Source organism: Reyranella sp., assembly GCF_965227665.1.
In the GTDB taxonomy this organism is placed as follows: Bacteria; Pseudomonadota; Alphaproteobacteria; order Reyranellales; family Reyranellaceae; genus Reyranella.
On sequence record NZ_OZ245767.1, the window covers coordinates 1,856,521 to 1,873,616 of the forward strand.

The 17,096-nt window shown below is 66.1% G+C and carries 16 protein-coding genes; 10 read left to right on the forward strand and 6 right to left on the reverse strand.

Annotated elements, in window-relative coordinates:
• Window positions 1-15: 15 nt before the first annotated feature.
• The 4 genes from ACO07I_RS09035 to ACO07I_RS09050 all read left to right on the forward strand — a co-directional run bounded on the left by ACO07I_RS09035 (window position 16) and on the right by ACO07I_RS09050 (window position 5,265).
• The gene (locus tag ACO07I_RS09035) at window positions 16-696 is read left to right on the forward strand and encodes a Crp/Fnr family transcriptional regulator (RefSeq protein ID WP_422016456.1); all 681 of its coding nucleotides are present in this window, start codon (window positions 16-18) and stop codon (window positions 694-696) included.
• Window positions 697-1,006: 310 nt separating this feature from the next.
• Window positions 1,007-2,800, forward strand: a complete 1,794-nt coding sequence (locus ACO07I_RS09040; protein ID WP_422016458.1) for a sulfatase-like hydrolase/transferase — start codon at window positions 1,007-1,009, stop codon at window positions 2,798-2,800.
• A 113-nt stretch (window positions 2,801-2,913) separates the two neighbouring features.
• Complete coding sequence (locus ACO07I_RS09045) at window positions 2,914-3,486, forward strand: TetR/AcrR family transcriptional regulator (RefSeq protein ID WP_422016460.1); 573 nt, start codon at window positions 2,914-2,916, stop codon at window positions 3,484-3,486.
• Between the two features lie 12 nt (window positions 3,487-3,498).
• Entirely contained in the window at window positions 3,499-5,265 is a 1,767-nt protein-coding gene (locus tag ACO07I_RS09050; protein ID WP_422016462.1) for a CocE/NonD family hydrolase, read from the forward strand.
• Window positions 5,266-5,292: 27 nt separating this feature from the next.
• Here the strand turns inward: ACO07I_RS09050 and ACO07I_RS09055 are convergent, their stop codons facing one another.
• Window positions 5,293-5,796, reverse strand: a complete 504-nt coding sequence (locus ACO07I_RS09055; RefSeq protein ID WP_422016464.1) for a YbhB/YbcL family Raf kinase inhibitor-like protein — start codon at window positions 5,794-5,796, stop codon at window positions 5,293-5,295.
• Window positions 5,797-5,908: 112 nt separating this feature from the next.
• On the reverse strand, window positions 5,909-6,898 hold the full coding sequence (locus ACO07I_RS09060) for a Bug family tripartite tricarboxylate transporter substrate binding protein (RefSeq protein WP_422016466.1): 990 nt from the start codon (window positions 6,896-6,898) through the stop codon (window positions 5,909-5,911).
• A gap of 173 nt (window positions 6,899-7,071) precedes the next feature.
• On the opposite strand from ACO07I_RS09060, the gene plsY reads away from it, so the two are divergent.
• Window positions 7,072-7,695 carry a glycerol-3-phosphate 1-O-acyltransferase PlsY gene (gene plsY, locus ACO07I_RS09065; RefSeq protein ID WP_422018203.1) on the forward strand — a complete coding sequence of 208 codons (624 nt, stop codon included), beginning with the start codon at window positions 7,072-7,074 and terminating at the stop codon, window positions 7,693-7,695.
• Window positions 7,696-7,730: 35 nt separating this feature from the next.
• On the opposite strand, the gene ACO07I_RS09070 is transcribed toward plsY, so the two are convergent.
• Window positions 7,731-9,659 (reverse strand): PAS domain S-box protein, encoded by a 1,929-nt coding sequence (locus ACO07I_RS09070; protein ID WP_422016468.1) that lies wholly within the window; start codon window positions 9,657-9,659, stop codon window positions 7,731-7,733.
• A gap of 12 nt (window positions 9,660-9,671) precedes the next feature.
• A complete protein-coding gene (locus ACO07I_RS09075) occupies window positions 9,672-10,466 on the reverse strand; it encodes a hypothetical protein (RefSeq protein ID WP_422016470.1) in 795 nt (264 codons plus the stop codon).
• A gap of 83 nt (window positions 10,467-10,549) precedes the next feature.
• Between ACO07I_RS09075 and ACO07I_RS09080 the strand changes: the two genes are divergently transcribed.
• The 4 genes from ACO07I_RS09080 to ACO07I_RS09095 all read left to right on the forward strand — a co-directional run bounded on the left by ACO07I_RS09080 (window position 10,550) and on the right by ACO07I_RS09095 (window position 14,068).
• The gene (locus ACO07I_RS09080; protein WP_422016472.1) at window positions 10,550-11,506 is read left to right on the forward strand and encodes an alpha/beta hydrolase; all 957 of its coding nucleotides are present in this window, start codon (window positions 10,550-10,552) and stop codon (window positions 11,504-11,506) included.
• A 116-nt stretch (window positions 11,507-11,622) separates the two neighbouring features.
• Window positions 11,623-12,927 carry a cystathionine gamma-synthase family protein gene (locus tag ACO07I_RS09085; RefSeq protein ID WP_422016474.1) on the forward strand — a complete coding sequence of 435 codons (1,305 nt, stop codon included), beginning with the start codon at window positions 11,623-11,625 and terminating at the stop codon, window positions 12,925-12,927.
• Between the two features lie 152 nt (window positions 12,928-13,079).
• Window positions 13,080-13,865, forward strand: a complete 786-nt coding sequence (locus ACO07I_RS09090) for a hypothetical protein (protein WP_422016476.1) — start codon at window positions 13,080-13,082, stop codon at window positions 13,863-13,865.
• Window positions 13,862-14,068, forward strand: a complete 207-nt coding sequence (locus ACO07I_RS09095; RefSeq protein ID WP_422016478.1) for an antitoxin MazE family protein — start codon at window positions 13,862-13,864, stop codon at window positions 14,066-14,068. Before ACO07I_RS09090 ends, ACO07I_RS09095 begins: the two co-directional genes overlap by 4 nt.
• A 62-nt stretch (window positions 14,069-14,130) precedes the next feature.
• Here the strand turns inward: ACO07I_RS09095 and ACO07I_RS09100 are convergent, their stop codons facing one another.
• On the reverse strand, window positions 14,131-15,114 hold the full coding sequence (locus ACO07I_RS09100; RefSeq protein ID WP_422016480.1) for a TerC family protein: 984 nt from the start codon (window positions 15,112-15,114) through the stop codon (window positions 14,131-14,133).
• A 145-nt stretch (window positions 15,115-15,259) separates the two neighbouring features.
• Here ACO07I_RS09100 and ACO07I_RS09105 point away from each other — a divergent pair, with 145 nt between their 5' ends.
• Window positions 15,260-16,174 (forward strand): hydrogen peroxide-inducible genes activator, encoded by a 915-nt coding sequence (locus ACO07I_RS09105; RefSeq protein ID WP_422016482.1) that lies wholly within the window; start codon window positions 15,260-15,262, stop codon window positions 16,172-16,174.
• 126 nt (window positions 16,175-16,300) lie between these two features.
• Here the strand turns inward: ACO07I_RS09105 and ACO07I_RS09110 are convergent, their stop codons facing one another.
• The gene (locus tag ACO07I_RS09110) at window positions 16,301-17,074 is read right to left on the reverse strand and encodes a potassium channel family protein (RefSeq protein WP_422016484.1); all 774 of its coding nucleotides are present in this window, start codon (window positions 17,072-17,074) and stop codon (window positions 16,301-16,303) included.
• Window positions 17,075-17,096: the final 22 nt, after the last annotated feature.

Here is a 17,096-nt window from a genome sequence, read left to right on the forward strand (position 1 = left end):
TGCGCTGTATACCCAATGCAATCGCTATCTTCGTCTTTCCGGATCATCTCCCTCTTTGAAGACCTGCCGGACGGCGAGTTGTCGGCGATCGTCGCGGCGTGCACCGTCCGCAGCTACGACAGGGATGCTCTCATCCTCGACGAACAGGACCAAACAAGTGATCTATTCTTCATCCTGTCCGGTGCCGTTCGCATAAGTAGTGTGACAGCGACCGGGCGCGAGGTCATCTACACGGATATCCAGGCCGGGGCGATGTTCGGCGAATTCTCCGCGATGGATCTTCGTCCCCGCTCTGCTGCCGCCGTCGCCATGAGCGACTGCCGCCTGGCACGTATGCCGGCAGCGGTGTTTCGCGCTACATTGAAGGCGAACAGCGGCATCGCGGTCCGCCTCTCGGAGCTTCTCGTCGCGAAGATCCGCAGCATGTCAGAGCGCGTCTTCGAAATCAGTGCCTTGGCCGTCCGTGAGCGCGTGCGGCGCGAATTGTTGCGTCTTGCTGCGCAAGGTTCCACGTCCGATCGCCACGTCATCATCAAGCCCGCGCCCACACACTACGAAATCGCCTCGCGTATCGGCTCTCATCGGGAAGCCGTGACGCGGGAGTTCAATCGCTTGCAGGATGAGATGGTGATCGAGATAAGACGCCGAGAAATCTGCATCCTCGACATGACCCGCCTCTCGGTCCCGCCGTCCTAACGTGAGCTGCGGGTAAGAGGCGTATCGAAGTGGGAGTCGCAGCAGCGTGATCAGCAGAGAGTTGGCCGCCGGGGTCAGTTCGATCAGGAGCATGCCCTTCGCGGTGAGGGTGGGAGGCTACTCGCCGCGGCCGGCTCGATGACGCGCCTCAGGCGACGCAGACGACGGCAAGCTTGGACCGGCGCCGCGGACTCAAGAAGCAGCTTGGCCGGAGGACCGAAACGGAGCGCCGCAACCGCCAAGTTCATTTCCCATGTAATCGGCCGCCTGTTCCGCGTAGCATGAGTCGCGTTCACACAGGAGCAACCGGATGGCGAGGCCCGAAGACGATTCGTCCCTCCCGTCCCGCCGCATGGCCATGACGTCCGGTGCGGCTCTGCTGGGCACGACGCTGCTTCCGGCCGGCGTTTCGCAGGCGCAGGCGCCGGCCACCGCTCCGGCCGGTCCCGCCAGTGCCACGATGCCTGCGGGCTACAACATCCTCTTCGTGCTGGTCGACCAGGAGCATTTCTTCCCGACCTGGCCCTTCCCGGTGCCGGGGCGCGAGGCGATCAAGAAGAAGGCCGTCACCTTCCTCAATCACCAGGCCGCCTCCTGTGTCTGCTCCTCGGCGCGCTCTGTCGTCTATACCGGCCAGCACATCCAGCACACCGGCATTGCCGACAACCTTAGCTCCATCTGGCAGCGCGATCTCTCGACGAAGATCAAGACGATCGGCCATCGGCTCGCCGAGCTGGGCTATCACGCCGCCTATCAGGGCAAGTGGCATCTGTCGGCCAACCTCGATCTCAACGACAAGCCGGTCGACGCGCCGCTGCTCGACTACCGCAAGACCCTGCAGTCCTACGGCTTCCAGGACTTCTTCGGCATCGGCGACATGATCGACGGCACCCTGGGCGGCTATTCGTACGATGACGGCACGCTTGCGACGTCGATCTCGTGGCTGCGCACGGAAGCCCAGGCGCTGCGCACCAAGGGCCAGAACTGGTACCTCGCCGTCAATTTCGTGAACCCGCACGACACGATGTACTTCGACTCCGACATCGGAGCTGAGAACATCCAGGGCAAGCGCCATACGTTCGGGATCGCACGCGCCCCGGACGACGAACTCTACCGCGCGACCTGGGACGGCGTGCCGCTGCCCGCGAGCCGCCACCAGCCGCTCGACGCGCCGGGCCGGCCGAAGGCGCATCTCTATTATCAGCAATCGATCGACCTGCTGGTCGGGCAATGGCCGGACGAGGATCGACGCTGGCGGGCGCTCCGCGACTATTACTTCAACGCCATCCGCGACTGCGACCGCAAGGTGGAGCGCCTGATGCAGGCGCTCGAAGACAATGGCATGGCGCAGAACACCATCGTCATCTTCACGGCGGATCATGGCGAACTGGGCGGCAACCACCAGATGCGCGGCAAGGGCACCACCACCTACCGGCAGCAGAACCACCTGCCGCTGATGATCGTCCATCCTGCTCTCGCGGGTGGCAAGCAGTGCCAGGCCCTGACCTCGCAGCTCGACCTCACGCCGACGATCCTGGCGCTCACCGGCAAGGACGGTGCGTCCCGCGCCCGTGCCGGCGAGGGGTTGCCCGGCAAGGACTTCTCGGCGCTGCTGCGCGACCCGGAAGCCGCGGGAGAGAAGGCCGTGCGACCGGCCACCCTGTTCAATTTCGACATGCTGTCCTATGCGGATCCCCGCTGGGCCGCGTTGACGATCGACACGCGCCTCTACAGGACGAAGCCCCCTGCTCAGCAGGAGGCGATGCTGGCGGGGCATCCGCCGGACTTCCGGAGCCGGACGTCGATCCGCAGCATCTTCGACGGCCGCTACCGTTTCTCGCGCTACTTCTCGCCGGTCGGCTTCAACATGCCGAAAACGATGGAAGAGGTGCTCGCGAAAAACGATCTGGAGGTTTACGACCTGCAGGCCGATCCCGACGAGATGACCAACCTGGCGCTCGCCCCGAAGAAGAACCGCGACCTCATCCTCGCGCTCAACCAGGTGACGAACGAACGCATCGCCGCGGAGGTGGGCGTCGATGACGGCTCGTTCCTGCCGATCCGGGATGGGAAGTGGAAGTTTCCCCCGTTGGATGAGCGGTAGAGCGATCCGATCCAAGGTCCGACCGTAGCCGCCTCGCCAGTTCACGGTCGAGGACTTGCGTCCGAAACCACCCTTGTCCTAGATTGGTAGGTATACCAACTAGGGCTCTTGGTATGTCACCCGTCGAGATCGCCGTTCGAGAACGCCTGCTGGTGGCAGCCATCGCGCTGATCCGCGAACACGGGCTTGCCGGCCTGACCCAGCCGCGTGTGGCGAAAGCTGCCCGCGTCTCGCAAAGCCACCTGACCTATTATTTCCCAACACGGCAGGCCCTGCTGGCCGCGGTCCTGGATCGCACCGCGAGCGACCAGCTGGCGGGCGTGGAGCTTGCGATGAGAGGCGCGTCGACAAGTCCCCGAAAGCTGGCGGATGCGATGGGGGCCGCCTTCGAGAAGGCGGAGAACAGCCGTGTCCTCATCTCCTTTGCCTTGGCGGCCAGTCAGGACGCCGATGCGAGGGCGATCTTCGAGCGGCTGACGCGCGGCATACGGGGCGAGGTTGCCGCAGCAGCCGACCGCATCGGCATCCCTGCCGACGCCCGGACCGTGGCGCTGGTCCACGCTCTGGGGGTCGGCTTGTCGGTGCTCAATCTCGCGCTTGGCGGTTCGACGCTGCGCCCCAAGGCGGCAGAGGCAATGGCGAGGCTGTTCAAGCTCCTCGCAGAGGAAGGCAAATCCGAGAACTGACGGAACAAGACCATGACGACCTGGCTCGACAATCTGATTCCCCTCAAGGGCCGTCTCAACCACCTGCAACTGGCCGGCTGGAAACCGGGCAAGGTTGCGGCGCAGGACCTGGGGTGCCGGCTCCTGGCCGATGTCATGATCCCGATGAAGGACGGAACGAAGCTGTCGGCGGACGTGTATTTGCCGCGCAAGCCCGGCCGGTATCCGGCGATCGTGCAGTTCTCGGCCTACAATCGAGACCTGCACTCGATCGGCGTGCCCAAAGGCACCAACGAGATCGGGTCGCCGCCGGTCATCACCGCCCGAGGCTATGTCCAGGTCGTCGTGACGGCGCGGGGCGTCGGGCGATCGGAAGGCGAGTTGCGGCGCTGGCACGCCGAATCCGAGGTGCAGGATCATCTCGCCTGTGTCGCCTGGGCGGGCGAGCAGGACTGGTCCAGCGGCGATGTCTGCCTCTTCGGTACATCCTACTACGGCATGAACCAACCGACCATCGCCGCGCATCGACCGCCGGCGCTGAAGGCGTTCTTCTGCAACGAGATCTGCACCGACTTCCGCCGTCACGTCTTTCGCTACGCCGGATATCCGAACATAGAGTTCTTCGGCCTGTGGACCGGCGCGAACTTCACGGCCAAGGGCGTGAAGCTCTACGTTCCCCCGGTCCTGCGCGCCCTCCTGAGTCACGTCGTCAACCGGCCATTCATCTGGAATCTGATACGGCCGCGCATCGATTCCGTCATGCAGGGCTTCAAGAAGAACCGGCCCGTCCCCCGCGCCCTGGAAAACCTCGTCGCCTTCTTCACCGATACCGACACCGATCCGCACAACCGGACCGACGAGGGCTCGTTTCGCCGCCTGTCGCAGATCGACGTTCCCTTCGTCGTCGTGCAGAACCGGGGCAACATCTCGCTGCACCAGTTCGGCGCCTACGATCTCTTCCAGAACGCCGGCACGCCGGTCGACCGCAAATGGCTGATCATTGGGCCGGCCGAGTACGAGCTTCCCGCCTACTCCTGGCAACTCGAGGCACTGGCCTTCTTCGACCATGTCGTGAAGGGGATCGACAACGGCTACGATCGACAGCCAGCCGTTCGCTGGTGGCGCGATGGCGCGGGCGAGGGAGAAGCGGCCTGGGGCACGGCGGCGGATTTCCCGCCCCCGGACTCACACACGCTTGCGCTCCATCCCGCCGTGACTGGCACTCTTGAGGTCGAGCCGGTTGCCGAAGCCGAGAGCCACTGGCTGGCCGTGCCGCAGGTTCCGGGCCTCGTGCCGGGCACCGATAGCGTCATGCCCCACGTGCTACGCTTCGCGTGGAGGGTGCCGGCCGACATGGAGATCGTCGGACCGGCCCGTCTTCGCCTTGGTCTCGCCAGCACCGAGATCGACACGCATGTAACCGTGCGCCTCGATCGCATCGATCGCGATGGGACGCGGCATTGCCTGTCGATGGGAAATCAGCGCGCCGCGACGCGGCGGGTGATGCCGGAATTCTCGACCAGGGCCGAGCAGGCCATCGATGACAGGATCAAGACCCCGCTCGTTCCGGGTGAGCCTTTCGACCTGATCGTCAACATGACTCCGAGCGCCGCCACGATGCATGCGGGCGACACGCTGGAACTCGCCATCGCCAGTCGCCCGGCGCTTCTGGCTGTGTCGGTCGCTGATGGATTCCTGAGCTACGAGGGCTACGGGCTGCCGCAATATATTGCGCGCAACACCCTGTTGCATGGCGCCAGGACGGCGCTGGAGGTCACGGTCCTCCAGGCGCCGGACTGAGCCGCGAGGCGTCGAGCGCAGCGCGGCCTACTTCCTCTCGAAAGTCCCCGTCAGGCTCGCCTTGGCCAACGTATTGAAATGCAGCTGGAAGCCGACGATCGCGGCCGACGTGTCGGCAGCCACCGGCAGGCTCTCTTCCTTCACCGCGAACACGGTGAACACATAGCGGTGCGGGCCGTGGCCCGGCGGCGGGCACGGGCCGCCATAGCCCGGGGCGCCGAAGTCCGTGCGGGTCTGCAGCGCACCCTTCGGCAGAAGGCCGGCCTTCGGGTTGCCGGCGTCGAGTGCCAGCTCCGTGGTGCCGGCGGGAATGTTGACCACCACCCAGTGCCAGAAGCCCGAGCCGGTCGGCGCGTCGGGATCGAAGCAGTGAACGGCGAAGCTCTTTGTGCCCTCGGGCGCGCCGGACCAGCGCAGGTGCGGCGACTTGTTGCCGCCGCTGCAGCCGAAGCCATAGTCGGCCGAGAGGATGTGCTCCATGCCGAGGGCGGCGCCTTCCGTGAAGCTGTCGCTGGTGACGGTGAAGGACATGCTGGGTTCTCCGTTTGAGTCGTGGTGCAGCACCGGGCGTCGCTCCCGGAGCTTGCCAGTGGCAAGCTCCTGACGCTCATGGGCCAAGTGAGGCGCGCGCGCAGCGCGCGCTTCACTCGGCCTTGATACCGATCTCCTTCATCACCTGGAGCATGATCCTGGTGTCGCGCTGGAAGACCTTGTTGGTCTGCTCGAAGTCGAGGGGGCCGACGATCAGGTAGTTGGCCATCAGCGCCTTCACCTTCTCGTCGGTGCCGGCTTCGAACAGCGTGTCGGAGAGCTTCTTGGCGACATCCTTGGGCGTCGCCGCCGGGACGGCGAAGACGGCGAAGGCGCGGGTCTCGTAGAAGCCGCCGACGGCGCCCTGCTCGACCATCGTCTCGACACCGGGATAGGCCGGCAGACGGTCGCCCATCATGGCGATGGCCCGGCCCTTGCCCGAGCCGATCACCGAGGCCGCACCGGCGGGGCTGCCCGCCGCGCCGTCGAGCGCCTGGGCCGCGACGTCGGCGAACATCGCCGCCTCGCCGCGATACTGCACGACCTCGACCTTGAACCCGTACTGGCGCGCCATCGTCTCGATCAGCATCTGCGGCGTCGAACCGGGCCCGTAGGCGCCGAAGTTCAGCTTGTCGACCTTCTTGGCGTATTCGAGGAACTGCTTGAGGTTGGTCGCACCGGTCTTCTCCGCCGCAACGACGGGACCGCCGAGGCTGGTCGTCATCGTGAGGTAGGTGAAGTCCTTCTCCGGATCGTACGGCAGGTCCTTCACCGTGACCCGGTTCTGGATCAGCGACGAGGAGATCGTGCAGAGGATGGTGTAGCCGTCGGGCGCGGCGCGCTTCACCTCGGCCACGCCGATCGTGCCGCCGGCACCGCCCTTGTTCTCGACCACCACGGAGGTGCCGAGCTTGCGGCCGAGATACTCACCATAGACGCGCGCGATGCCGTCGGTCTGCCCGCCTGCGGGATAGGGCACGACGATGCGGATCGGCTTGTTGGGGAACGCGCCCTGGGCGCGCGACGCGGTGGTGAACAGAGCCGGCGCCGCGAGAGCGCCCGCACCCGCAACGATGAGCCCGCGCCTGGTCGGTGTACGCATACTTGATCCTCCCTGAACCCCGGGACCTTGGCGTCCCTTGATCTTGCGAGGCGCACACTATTCAGGACGAGTGAAGCCAGCAAGCAGAGGACGCGCGGGGGCGACGTTCTGCTCTACAGTGGCGACGGATTCCAAGGAGCCTTCCGCTGCACGACGCGACATCGCCGTTTTTCATTTCGCTCTTCGGGATCGCCGGCGTCGCCGCCGCCTATCTCCTGGGCTCGACCCCGACGGGCTATCTCATCGGCCGGCTGCTGCGCGGCATCGACATTCGCGAACACGGTTCGGGATCGACCGGCGCGACCAATGTATTGCGTACGCTGGGCAAGGGACCGGCGCTGGCGGTGCTGCTAGTCGACGTTCTCAAGGGTGTCGCGGCGATCCTGCTGGCGCGCTGGCTCTATCCCGGACTGCAGGCGCCGGCGGCGTGGCTGCCCTGGGCGGTCTGCCTGTGCGGCCTCGCCGTGCTGCTGGGCCACAGCCGCTCGGTCTGGCTGGGCTTCACCGGCGGCAAGTCGGCGGCAACCGGGCTCGGCGTGCTGCTCGCCCTGTCCTGGCCGGTTGGCGCGGGCAGCGCGGCCGTCTTCATCGCCGTGCTCGCGCTGGTGCGGATCGTGTCGCTCGCCTCGATGCTCGCCGCGGTGACGGCCGCGATCCTCGTCTGTGCCTTCCCCGAGCCGCTGGCCTCTCGCCTGCTGGTCATCGCCGGCGGCCTCTACGTCATCACGCTCCATCGCGCCAACATCGCGCGCCTGCTCGCCGGTACCGAGCCGAAGGTGGGCCGTAGCAGCCCCTGACCCTCGTCAGCCGGTCGAATGGGGTCGTCGCCGCATCACCTCGGCGATGGCCCGGTCGAGATGGGCTGCAGGAAGGGCTTGTTGAGGCGCGGGAGGTCGGACATCCCGCCGTCGGCCAGCTCGGCATAGCCGGTGGCCAGCAGGACCGGCAGGCCAGGGCGCTCGCGCCTGATTTCGGCGACCAGTTCGGTGCCGGTCATGCCGGGCATCGCCTGGTCGGTGACGACGAGATCGACCCGCTCCAGCCGCGCGAGCGCCGCCAGCGCCTCGCGGCCGGAATAGGCGGTGGTGACGCGGTGACCGAGATCTTCCAGCATCGCCGCCGTGTTCACCAGGATCAGCGCATCGTCGTCGACCGCGAGGATGTGGAGCGACACCGCATCGGACGAAGGCGCAGGCGCGCCGCGGTGCGGCGGAACATCGGCGCCGGCGGCCACCGGGATCCACAGCGACGCGGTCGTGCCGGCGCCCGGCGCGCTTTCGAGCTGCAGGCAGCCGCCCAGCTGTTCGGCGAGCCCGTGCACCATCGAGAGGCCGAGGCCGGTCCCCTTGCCCACGCCCTTGGTCGTGAAGAAGGGCTCGGTCGCGCGCACCAGCGTGGTCGCATCCATGCCGTGGCCCTGGTCGCGGACCGAGAGGCGCACGTAGCGCCCGGCCGGCAGCGGGAAGGACGAGGCCGGACCCGCCGCGAGTTCTCGGGCGGTGATGGCGATAGTGCCGCCGCCCGGCATGGCATCGCGCGCGTTCACCACGAGGTTGAGCAGCGCCATCTCGAGCTGATTGACGTCGACCCGCACCGGGGCGAGCGATGCCGGGCAGTCGACGTCGAGCACCATCGAGGGGCCGAGCGTGTGGTCGAACAGCGTCGTCATGCCGGACACCAGCGCAGCGACCGAGGCCAGCTCGGGATCGAGTTCCTGGCGTCGCGCGAAGGCCAGCATGCGCTGCGTCAGGGCGGCGCCGCGGCGCGCCGCCTGCATGGCATTGTCGATCAGCAGCAGGTTCTTCTCGTCCGGCGGCAGCCGCTTGCGCACCAGTTCGAGGCTGCCGATTACGGCGGTCAGCAGATTGTTGAAATCGTGCGCGACGCCGCCGGTGAGCTGGCCGATCGCCTCCATCTTCTGCGACTGGAACAGCGCCTCGCGCGCCCGCTCCAGTTGGACCAGCGCCTCGCGACGCTCGCTGATGTCGCGCGTGATCTTGGCGAAGCCGCGCAGCGTGCCGTCGGGCTCGCGCACCGGATCGATGACGATGCTGGCCCAGAAGCGCGTGCCGTCCTTGCGCACCCGCCACGCCTCGCTCTCGAAGCGGCCCTCGTGCAGCGCGGTCGCGAGCGCGCGTTGCGGGGCGCCGGCGGCGCGGTCCTCCTCGGTGTAGAAGCGCGAGAAGTGCTGGCCGACGATCTCTTCCTCGGTATAGCCCTTGATGCGCTGGGCGCCGGCATTCCACGTCGCGACGTTGCCCTCGGGATCGAGCATGTAGATGCCGTAGTCGGTGACGCTCTGCACCAGCAGGCGGAACTCCTCCTGGCTGCGGTGCAACTGCTGCTCGGCCGCGCGCCGCTTGGTGAGGTCGCGGGTGACCTTGACGAATCCCAGCAGCATGCCATCGGGACCGCGGATCGGGTCCATGACGACGTGTGCCCAGAAGCGCGTGCCGTCCTTGCGCACACGCCAGCCCTCGTTCTCGAAGCTGCCTTCGCGCAAGGCGATGTCGAGGGCGCGGGCCGGCAGGCCGTCGCGGCGATCCTCCTCGCCGTAGAAGCGCGAGAAATGGCTGCCGATGATCTCCTGGGCGGTGTAGCCCTTGAAGCGCTCGGCGCCGCTGTTCCAGCTCACGACGTTGCCCGCCGGATCGAGCATGTAGATCGCATAATCCAGCACGCCCTCGACGAGCAGTCGGAACGAGCCGTCATCGATAGGTTCGCGAGCGAACGACGGTGCTTTCCGGGTAGGGGCCGACATGGCCCTTCTGTATCACAACTCGCGGCGGCCGGAACGGCGCTGCCCCATCAACCTGTATTGCCGCTGGAAGAACGCCGAGTGCAGGCCGCCCTCGGGCGGGCGGGCGGAAATATGCTGCGTGACCTGTGCGTTGTCCGCGGCGTTGCCGGCGACCATCAGCATGACGTGGTTCAAGGGGATGGTCTTCAGCGTGCCGCGCCTCAGCAGCTCGGCGAAGACGTCCTCCGGCTGGCCTTCGGGAACGGGCGTCCAGTAGCGCAGCGCCTTCAGCATGCTCTGCGTCGCGGCATCGTGCAGCCGGTAGTCGCCGTCGACATAGTGGGTGCCCAGCGTCTCGATGCGGGCGATGCAGATCGGCTCGCCGCCCGCCGCCGGATCCTCGAGACTGTGGTCGGTGTGCAGCCCGTGCGGCTCGGGAAAGACGAACCTTCCATAGGCATAGTGCTCCTTGCGATAGCGTGCCGGGGGAACCAGCACGCCCATCATCGCGTCGACCTCCCCGTTGTAGAGCCGCACCCAGGGCGCCATCGCATCGCCCGCGCTCGCCGCCACGCGCTGCTCCCAGCTTTCGTCGACATTGACCGTCACGACGTCGTCGAACTGCCGGGCGGTTTCGAAGATCTCCTTCGCCGCAGCCTCGCGGAAGCGGGCGATCGCCAGCGGCAGCCTGGTGTGCGCCTCGCGATCGTTGAAGCTCGCGTGCAGGCGTTCGAGCAGCGACCACTCCGCGTCGGAGAAGGTCACCGGCTCCAGCAGCCTGAGCCGCGACGGCAGGGCCGCCCAGGCCTCGCGAAGGGATGTTGTCATGTCTGCAGCCTAGCACCCGCCCCATGCCGATTGACAAAAAGCGGCAAGGGATCACGCTGCAGGCAATACGGGGGGGAGGGTTCATGACGACCACCGTCTATTTCGCGACCAACAGGATCGCCAACCATCCGGCGGACCGGCCGGAGAACTACACGTTCTTCATGACGGCGCCCGACAATCCGCTGCAGGTGACTTACGGCACGGCCTTCGTCGACAGTGCCGGGCTGACGGCCGACACGGTGGGCGCCATCCGCTCGCTGAACGACCTGCAGAAGGGCGGCTTCAGCCCGGCGGCGATCGACGACCTGGCCGAGGGCGGCCGCAACATCCTGGTCTTCGTCCACGGCTTCGCCAACAGCTTCGAAGATGCGCTGACGCGCGCCGCCTTCAATCGCGAATGGCTGGCCCAGTCGGGCGTGAGCGAGGCGGACACCACGGTCGTCACCTTCAGCTGGCCCTCGCGCGGCCAGCTGCTGACGCCTGTTCTCACTCTGCCCTATCGCTCCGACCAGAAGATGGCCGGCGGCTCGGGCCTGCCGCTGATGCGCTTCTTCGCCAACCTGCTGCCTATCCTCGAAAGGGCGCGCGCGAAGGGACGGCGGACCTTCCTGCTGACCCACAGCATGGGCAACCTCGCGCTGCAGGCGGCGGTGCAGGCCTGGTTCGCGAACGGCAACGGCGATGCGGAGATGTTCGACCACATCTTCCTGGCCGCAGCCGACATTGTCGACGATGCCTTCGACGCTTCCGTGACCAACAGCCTGGCGCCGCTCTGCCGGCTCGGCCGGCGCATCACGATCCTCCACAACCGGCGCGACCAGGTGCTCGACAAGTTGAGCGAGACCCTGAACTTCTGCCATCGCCTCGGCCAGGACGGGCCGCGCGGCGGCGGCGACACGATCCTCTTCCCGCCCGCCATCTACCGCAGCGTCGATTGCAGCGGCTTCACCGACTACGACACCGGCTTCGCCGGCTCGCACCAGTACTACCGCCGCTCGGCCGGCGTCCGCACCGAGATCGCGGCGTTGATGGGCGCATAACCGTCGTCCCGACCGTCGCTCGGCTCCGGTCGAGACGACGGAGGAGAGCACACCGTTTCGACACACCTTACCGTCATCATCCGGACGAGGCCCGCCCCTGCGACAGGAGACACGCCATGACCGCCCCGCGCCCGTACCGCACCCATATCGGCAACCACAAGCTCCAGCCCGAGACGCTGATGCTGAGCTACGGCTACGACCCGGCGCTGTCGGAAGGCGCGGTGAAGCCGCCGGTGTTCCTGACCTCGACCTTCGTGTTCGGCTCGGCCGAGGAAGGCCGCGACTTTTTCGACTATGCCGCGGGCCGCAAGACACCGCCCGCCGGCAGCGCCGCGGGCCTGGTCTATTCGCGCTTCAACCATCCAAACAGCGAGATCGTCGAGGACCGGCTGGCGGTCTACGAGGGCGCCGAGACCTGCGCCCTCTTCTCCTCCGGCATGTCGGCGATCTCGACGACCCTGCTCGCCTTCGCGCGGCCGGGCGACGTGGTGCTGCATTCGCAGCCGCTCTATGGCGGCACGGAAACCCTGCTGGCCAAGACCCTGTCGGGCTTCGGCATCGGCGCGGTGGGCTTCATCGACGGCGTCGACGAGGACGCGGTCCGCGCCGCCGCGACCGAGGCCCGCAAGCGGGCGGCGGCCCAGGGCGGCCGCGTCGCCGTCATCATGATCGAGACGCCGGCCAACCCGACCAACACGCTGGTCGACATCGCCCTGCTGCGCCGCCTCGCCGACGAGATCGGCGCCGCCCAGCCCGGCGGCCCGCCCGTGCTGGTCTGCGACAACACTTTGCTGGGGCCGGTCTTCCAGCGCCCGCTCGACCACGGCGCCGACGTCTCGCTCTACTCGCTCACCAAGTATGTCGGCGGCCATTCCGACCTGATCGCCGGCGCGTCGATGGGCCGGAAGGAGATCATGGGCCCGATCCGCGCGCTGCGTGGCAGCCTCGGCACCCAGCTCGACCCGCATTCCTGCTGGATGCTGGGCCGCTCGCTGGAAACGCTGGGGCTGCGGATGGAGCGCGCCAACTCCAACGCCCGCCTGGTCGCCGACTGGCTGGCCGCGCATCCCAGCGTAGCCAAGCTCCATTATCTCGGCCTGCTGCCGGCGGGCTCGCCCGAGAAGGCGCTCTACGACCGCCAGTGCACCGGTGCCGGCTCGACCTTCTCCTTCGACATCAAGGGCGGCGAGAAGGAAGCCTTCGCCTTCCTGAACGCGCTAAAAATCTTCAAGCTCGCCGTGAGCCTCGGCGGCACGGAATCCCTGGCCAGCCATCCCGCCGCCATGACGCACTCCGGCGTCCCGCTGGAAGTCCGCGACCGCATCGGCGTCCTGGACACGACGATCCGCCTGTCGGTGGGTATCGAGCATCCGGACGATCTGATCGCGGATCTGACGCAGGCGTTGGCGGTGGTGGGATAATCTTAAAGTAGGCGTTTCCAGCCCGTCGCAGGACTGTAGTCGCGCTCGCTCTGGAAATAGTCCCTCGGCCTTTGGCAAGACTTCTTATCAATAGAGCCAAGCCGTTCTACGACAATTGTATAGGTGCGATACTACCCAGTGGGGAGGAAAACATGCCCGTTAGACCGACCACCGTGTCAAAGCCACTCAAGATATACAAGATCGAGATCCACAAGGGTGCGCTGGACGCTATTCCAACCGATGTGCGTCGCAACTTTCTGCTGTTTGGGCACATCGCGAACGAGATTAACACGCTTTATCGGCTACTGATTTTCTCGATCAAAGAACAGTCAGACGATGTCATGAAGCTTTTCGCGGAAAGCCGAGCCTTCACAATTGCGCGGCTCTTGATCGGCACTACGCAAGAAGGATACGTGGCACTCAACAAGCATGTGCTGAGTCAGAAGTTCGGTCACACCTACTTGCCGCTGCTTAGTGCGAAGGGACAAGCCGCTCTAAAAAGAGTTCGAAAGCACCTGTCTGATATGGAGCTAATGGCAGCGATCCGGAACAACTTCGCCTTCCATCATCCTACGAGCGCACAGATCGACAATGCGTATGCCAGGATTCCAAACGCGGGCGACATGTCAATCTATTCAGGTACACCCCGGCATTCTTCATTATACGCGATGTCGCTAAACTTGATGACCCAAGGCATGCTCGATTGCTTGAACGATCCCGAAGACAAGCTCAGCCACGCAGATGCGATAGGCCAGATCATGGATGACGTAATAGACAAATCCACAGATCTGAACGACTTCATCGAGGCACTTCTTGGGACAATCGCGGAACGAGAGAATCTATCATCTCACCCACTATCGGACTCTAATGTCGTGTTGACCGTCGACGGACACGAATCGACGGCAACGTTTGCCATTCCTCCCCTGCTGAGAACATGAGTGGCAAGCGGGCAAGGGCGCAAGAACGTCGCGACCGGCCACAGGCTCTGGCGTTGCGGCCGATCCAGCTCTGGGTACCGGACATGCGATCGGCGGCGTTCACAAGGAAAGCACATCGCCAGTCGCTTGCGGTCGCAAAGACCGGTCGCGCGCACGAGGATCAGGCTTTCGTCGATGCGGCGTCCGACTGGCAAGACGAGTAAAGCACGGCGACACTTGGCGTATCTCGGCGCTTGATCGGATCAATCTGGTCGCAGACGCCCCCTCACCTCTGAGCCGCCCCCTCCCGCGTCTTCCACATCGACCAGGCGATGCCGGTGGCGATCAGGCCGATGGTGACGGCGAGGCTGGCGACGGGCGGGAACTTCGCGTCGTCCAGCAGGAAATCCGAGACGAAGATCTTGGAGCCGATGAACACCAGCACCGCGGCCAGCGCGTGCTTCAGGTAGTGGAAGCGGTCGATCATGGCCGAGAGCGCGAAGTAGAGGGCGCGCAGGCCCAGCACCGCCATGATGTTCGAAGTGTAGACAACGAACGTGTCGGTGGTGATGGCGAAGATCGCCGGCACCGAGTCCACGGCGAACACAAGGTCCGCGAGGTTGATCACCACCAGGGCGAGGAACAGCGGCGTCGCGGCCAGGACCATGCGGCCGGTGCGCTCGTCGGGCGCGGAGACGAAGAAGCGGTCGCCGTGCAGCTCCTTGGTCACCCGCATGCGGGTGGAGATCCAGCGGATGGCGGCGTTGTTGGCGAGGTCCGGCTCCTGGTCGTTCGTGAAGAACATTTTTATGCCCGTCACGATCAGGAAGGCGGCGAACAGGTAGAGCACCCAGTAGGCTTCGCTGACCAGCGCCGCGCCCGCCGCGATCATCAGGCCGCGCAGCACGATGACGCCGATGATGCCCCAGAGCAGCGCCCGGTACTGGTACTTCGCCGGGATGGCGAAGAAGGTGAAGATCAGGCTGATGACGAAGATGTTGTCGATCGACAGCGCCTTCTCGATGAAGAAGCCGGTGTAGTACTGCATGCCCAGCTCGGCGCCCTTCTCGACCCAGACCCAGGCGCCGAAGGCCAGCGCGATCGAGATGTAGAAGGCCGAGAGTTTCAGCGATTCAGCAATGCCCATCACCCGGTCCTCCTTGTGCAGGAGGCCGAGATCGAAGGCGGTGAGCGCCGCCACCAGCGAGACGAACGCGAGCCAGAACCAGACGGGTGTGCCGAGGAAGGGCTGGACCAGAAGCTCGGTCATACCGGGATCCGAAGGATGGGGCGGCGCATGTCGGTTCGTCCTCTGCGGGTGAGAGGGCGAAGATGGGCGGTGGCGGTCGATTGTAGAAATAGAAAGAATGGGCCAAAGTCGATAGCCATGGACTATCATCCCTCATGACCGCGCCATGACCACGCTGCGCCAGCTCTCCTATCTGGTGGCCCTGGCCGACACCCGGAATTTCCGGCGGGCCGCCGACGCCGTGCACATCGCCCAGCCCACGCTCAGCCAGCAGGTGCGGGCGCTGGAGGCGCGGCTGGGCGTGACCCTGGTCGAGCGCAACGAGAGCCCGGTCCAGCTCACCCCGATCGGCCGGGACCTGGTGACGCGCGCGCGCCGCATCCTGCTCGACGTGAAGGATGCCGAAGACATGGTGCGGCGTTCGCGCGCCGGCATCGCCGGCACGATCCGCTTCGGCGTGACGCCGACGCTCGGCCCCTACCTGATGCCGCGCATCGTGGCCTCGCTGCACCGGCGCTTTCCCGACCTGCGGCTCTACATCCGCGAGGGCATTCCCGACGAGCAGGTGCGCGAGCTGGCGCGCGGCGCGCTCGACATGGTGCTGTCGCCCCTGCCCGTCTCGGGCAGCGACCTGCATATCGAGCCGCTGTTCCGCGAGCCGCTGCACATCGTCTGCCCACCCGAGCATCCGCTGGGCCGCGCGGCCAAGGTGCGGCGCGGCGACCTGGCGGGAATCGGCTTCCTCAGCCTCGACCGTCGTCACCATGCCCACCGCCAGGCCCGCGAGATCTGCGAGGATCTCAAGGCCACCCTGCTCGAGGACTATGAGGGCACCAGCCTCGACAGCCTGCGCCAGATGTGCGGCTCGGGGCTGGGCTTCGCCATCCTGCCGGAACTCTATCTGCGCTCGGAAGTGGGCGGCGCCGACATGGTCACCCGCCTCCCGATGGCCGGCTGGAGCGCCAGCCGCTCCCTCGCCGCGGTGTGGCGCGACGGCTCGGCCTATGCCGACAGCTACGCCACCATCGCCGAGACGATCGCCACGGAGGCGCGGAGCATTCTTGCGGGACCGGCGCTGTAGGGTCTGTGATTTTAAGGTCCCTCACTGCGTTCGGGATGACAATGGGGCGCGGGTCGGCACGGTGCGTCGATACAGCCATCGCTGTCATCCCGAACGCAGTGAGGGACCTTTCCTCTTCGCGCCCCCCTAAATCCCCTCGTTCGGGATCTGCAGGACGATGCCGCAATGCTTGCAGTGGACGGCGTCGAGGTCGTGCACCAGGAGCGCGCAGGACGGGCATTCGAAGCGCACCTTGTTGGGCCTGAAGATGGCCTGCAGCAGGCGCAGGAAGAGGCCGACGCCCACGACCATGATGATCACCGCCAGCAGCCGGCCGCCCGGCGTCTTCAGGGTGATGTCGCCGAAGCCGGTCGTCGTGAGCGTCGTGATGGTGAAATAGAGCGCGTCGACGTAGTTGGCGATCTGCGGGTTGATGTTGTGCTGCGTGACGTAGACCACCGACGTCACGATGAAGATGAAGACGCCGAGATTGACCGTGCGCTGGATGATGTCCTCGTTGCGCCGGAACCACTCCGAATCGTGCCGCAGGTCGCGCAGCAGGTGATAGGAGCGCAGCAGGCGCAGCGCCCGGGCGATGCGCAGGAAGGCCAGGTTCTCGATGAACACCGGCAGGAGCAGCGACAGGATCACGATCAGGTCCGCCGCCGAGGAGAGGCTGAACAGGTGGCGCAGCGGCCGGCGCTCCACCCACAGCCTCACCCCGAACTCCACCGCCAGCAGGATGCCGAGGGCGAGATCGAGAGCGATCATCCACGGCTGGTGGCCGCCGAACGGCGCGACGAAGAACAGGCCGATGGTGGCGAGGTCGAACCCAACCAGCCCGTAACGGAACCGTCGCGCTTCCGGGCGAGCGCCGAAATACAGATCCTGGAACTTTTCGCGCAATGCCGTCGTTGCCATGCCTCCAGATACCACGGCCCCG

Excerpts from the sequence above, each read along its gene's own strand:
- ACO07I_RS09095 (WP_422016478.1), top strand. The coding sequence starts at position 13,862 with ATGAGTGGCAAGCGGGCAAGGGCGCAAGAACGTCGCGACCGGCCACAG.
- ACO07I_RS09100 (WP_422016480.1), bottom strand. The coding sequence starts at position 15,114 with ATGACCGAGCTTCTGGTCCAGCCCTTCCTCGGCACACCCGTCTGGTTC.
- ACO07I_RS09110 (WP_422016484.1), bottom strand. The coding sequence starts at position 17,074 with ATGGCAACGACGGCATTGCGCGAAAAGTTCCAGGATCTGTATTTCGGC.
- ACO07I_RS09090 (WP_422016476.1), top strand. The coding sequence starts at position 13,080 with ATGCCCGTTAGACCGACCACCGTGTCAAAGCCACTCAAGATATACAAG.
- ACO07I_RS09045 (WP_422016460.1), top strand. The coding sequence starts at position 2,914 with ATGTCACCCGTCGAGATCGCCGTTCGAGAACGCCTGCTGGTGGCAGCC.
- ACO07I_RS09075 (WP_422016470.1), bottom strand. The coding sequence starts at position 10,466 with ATGACAACATCCCTTCGCGAGGCCTGGGCGGCCCTGCCGTCGCGGCTC.
- ACO07I_RS09070 (WP_422016468.1), bottom strand. The coding sequence starts at position 9,659 with ATGTCGGCCCCTACCCGGAAAGCACCGTCGTTCGCTCGCGAACCTATC.
- ACO07I_RS09085 (WP_422016474.1), top strand. The coding sequence starts at position 11,623 with ATGACCGCCCCGCGCCCGTACCGCACCCATATCGGCAACCACAAGCTC.
- ACO07I_RS09060 (WP_422016466.1), bottom strand. The coding sequence starts at position 6,898 with ATGCGTACACCGACCAGGCGCGGGCTCATCGTTGCGGGTGCGGGCGCT.
- ACO07I_RS09055 (WP_422016464.1), bottom strand. The coding sequence starts at position 5,796 with ATGTCCTTCACCGTCACCAGCGACAGCTTCACGGAAGGCGCCGCCCTC.
- ACO07I_RS09050 (WP_422016462.1), top strand. The coding sequence starts at position 3,499 with ATGACGACCTGGCTCGACAATCTGATTCCCCTCAAGGGCCGTCTCAAC.
- ACO07I_RS09105 (WP_422016482.1), top strand. The coding sequence starts at position 15,260 with ATGACCACGCTGCGCCAGCTCTCCTATCTGGTGGCCCTGGCCGACACC.
- ACO07I_RS09080 (WP_422016472.1), top strand. The coding sequence starts at position 10,550 with ATGACGACCACCGTCTATTTCGCGACCAACAGGATCGCCAACCATCCG.
- ACO07I_RS09040 (WP_422016458.1), top strand. The coding sequence starts at position 1,007 with ATGGCGAGGCCCGAAGACGATTCGTCCCTCCCGTCCCGCCGCATGGCC.
- ACO07I_RS09035 (WP_422016456.1), top strand. The coding sequence starts at position 16 with ATGCAATCGCTATCTTCGTCTTTCCGGATCATCTCCCTCTTTGAAGAC.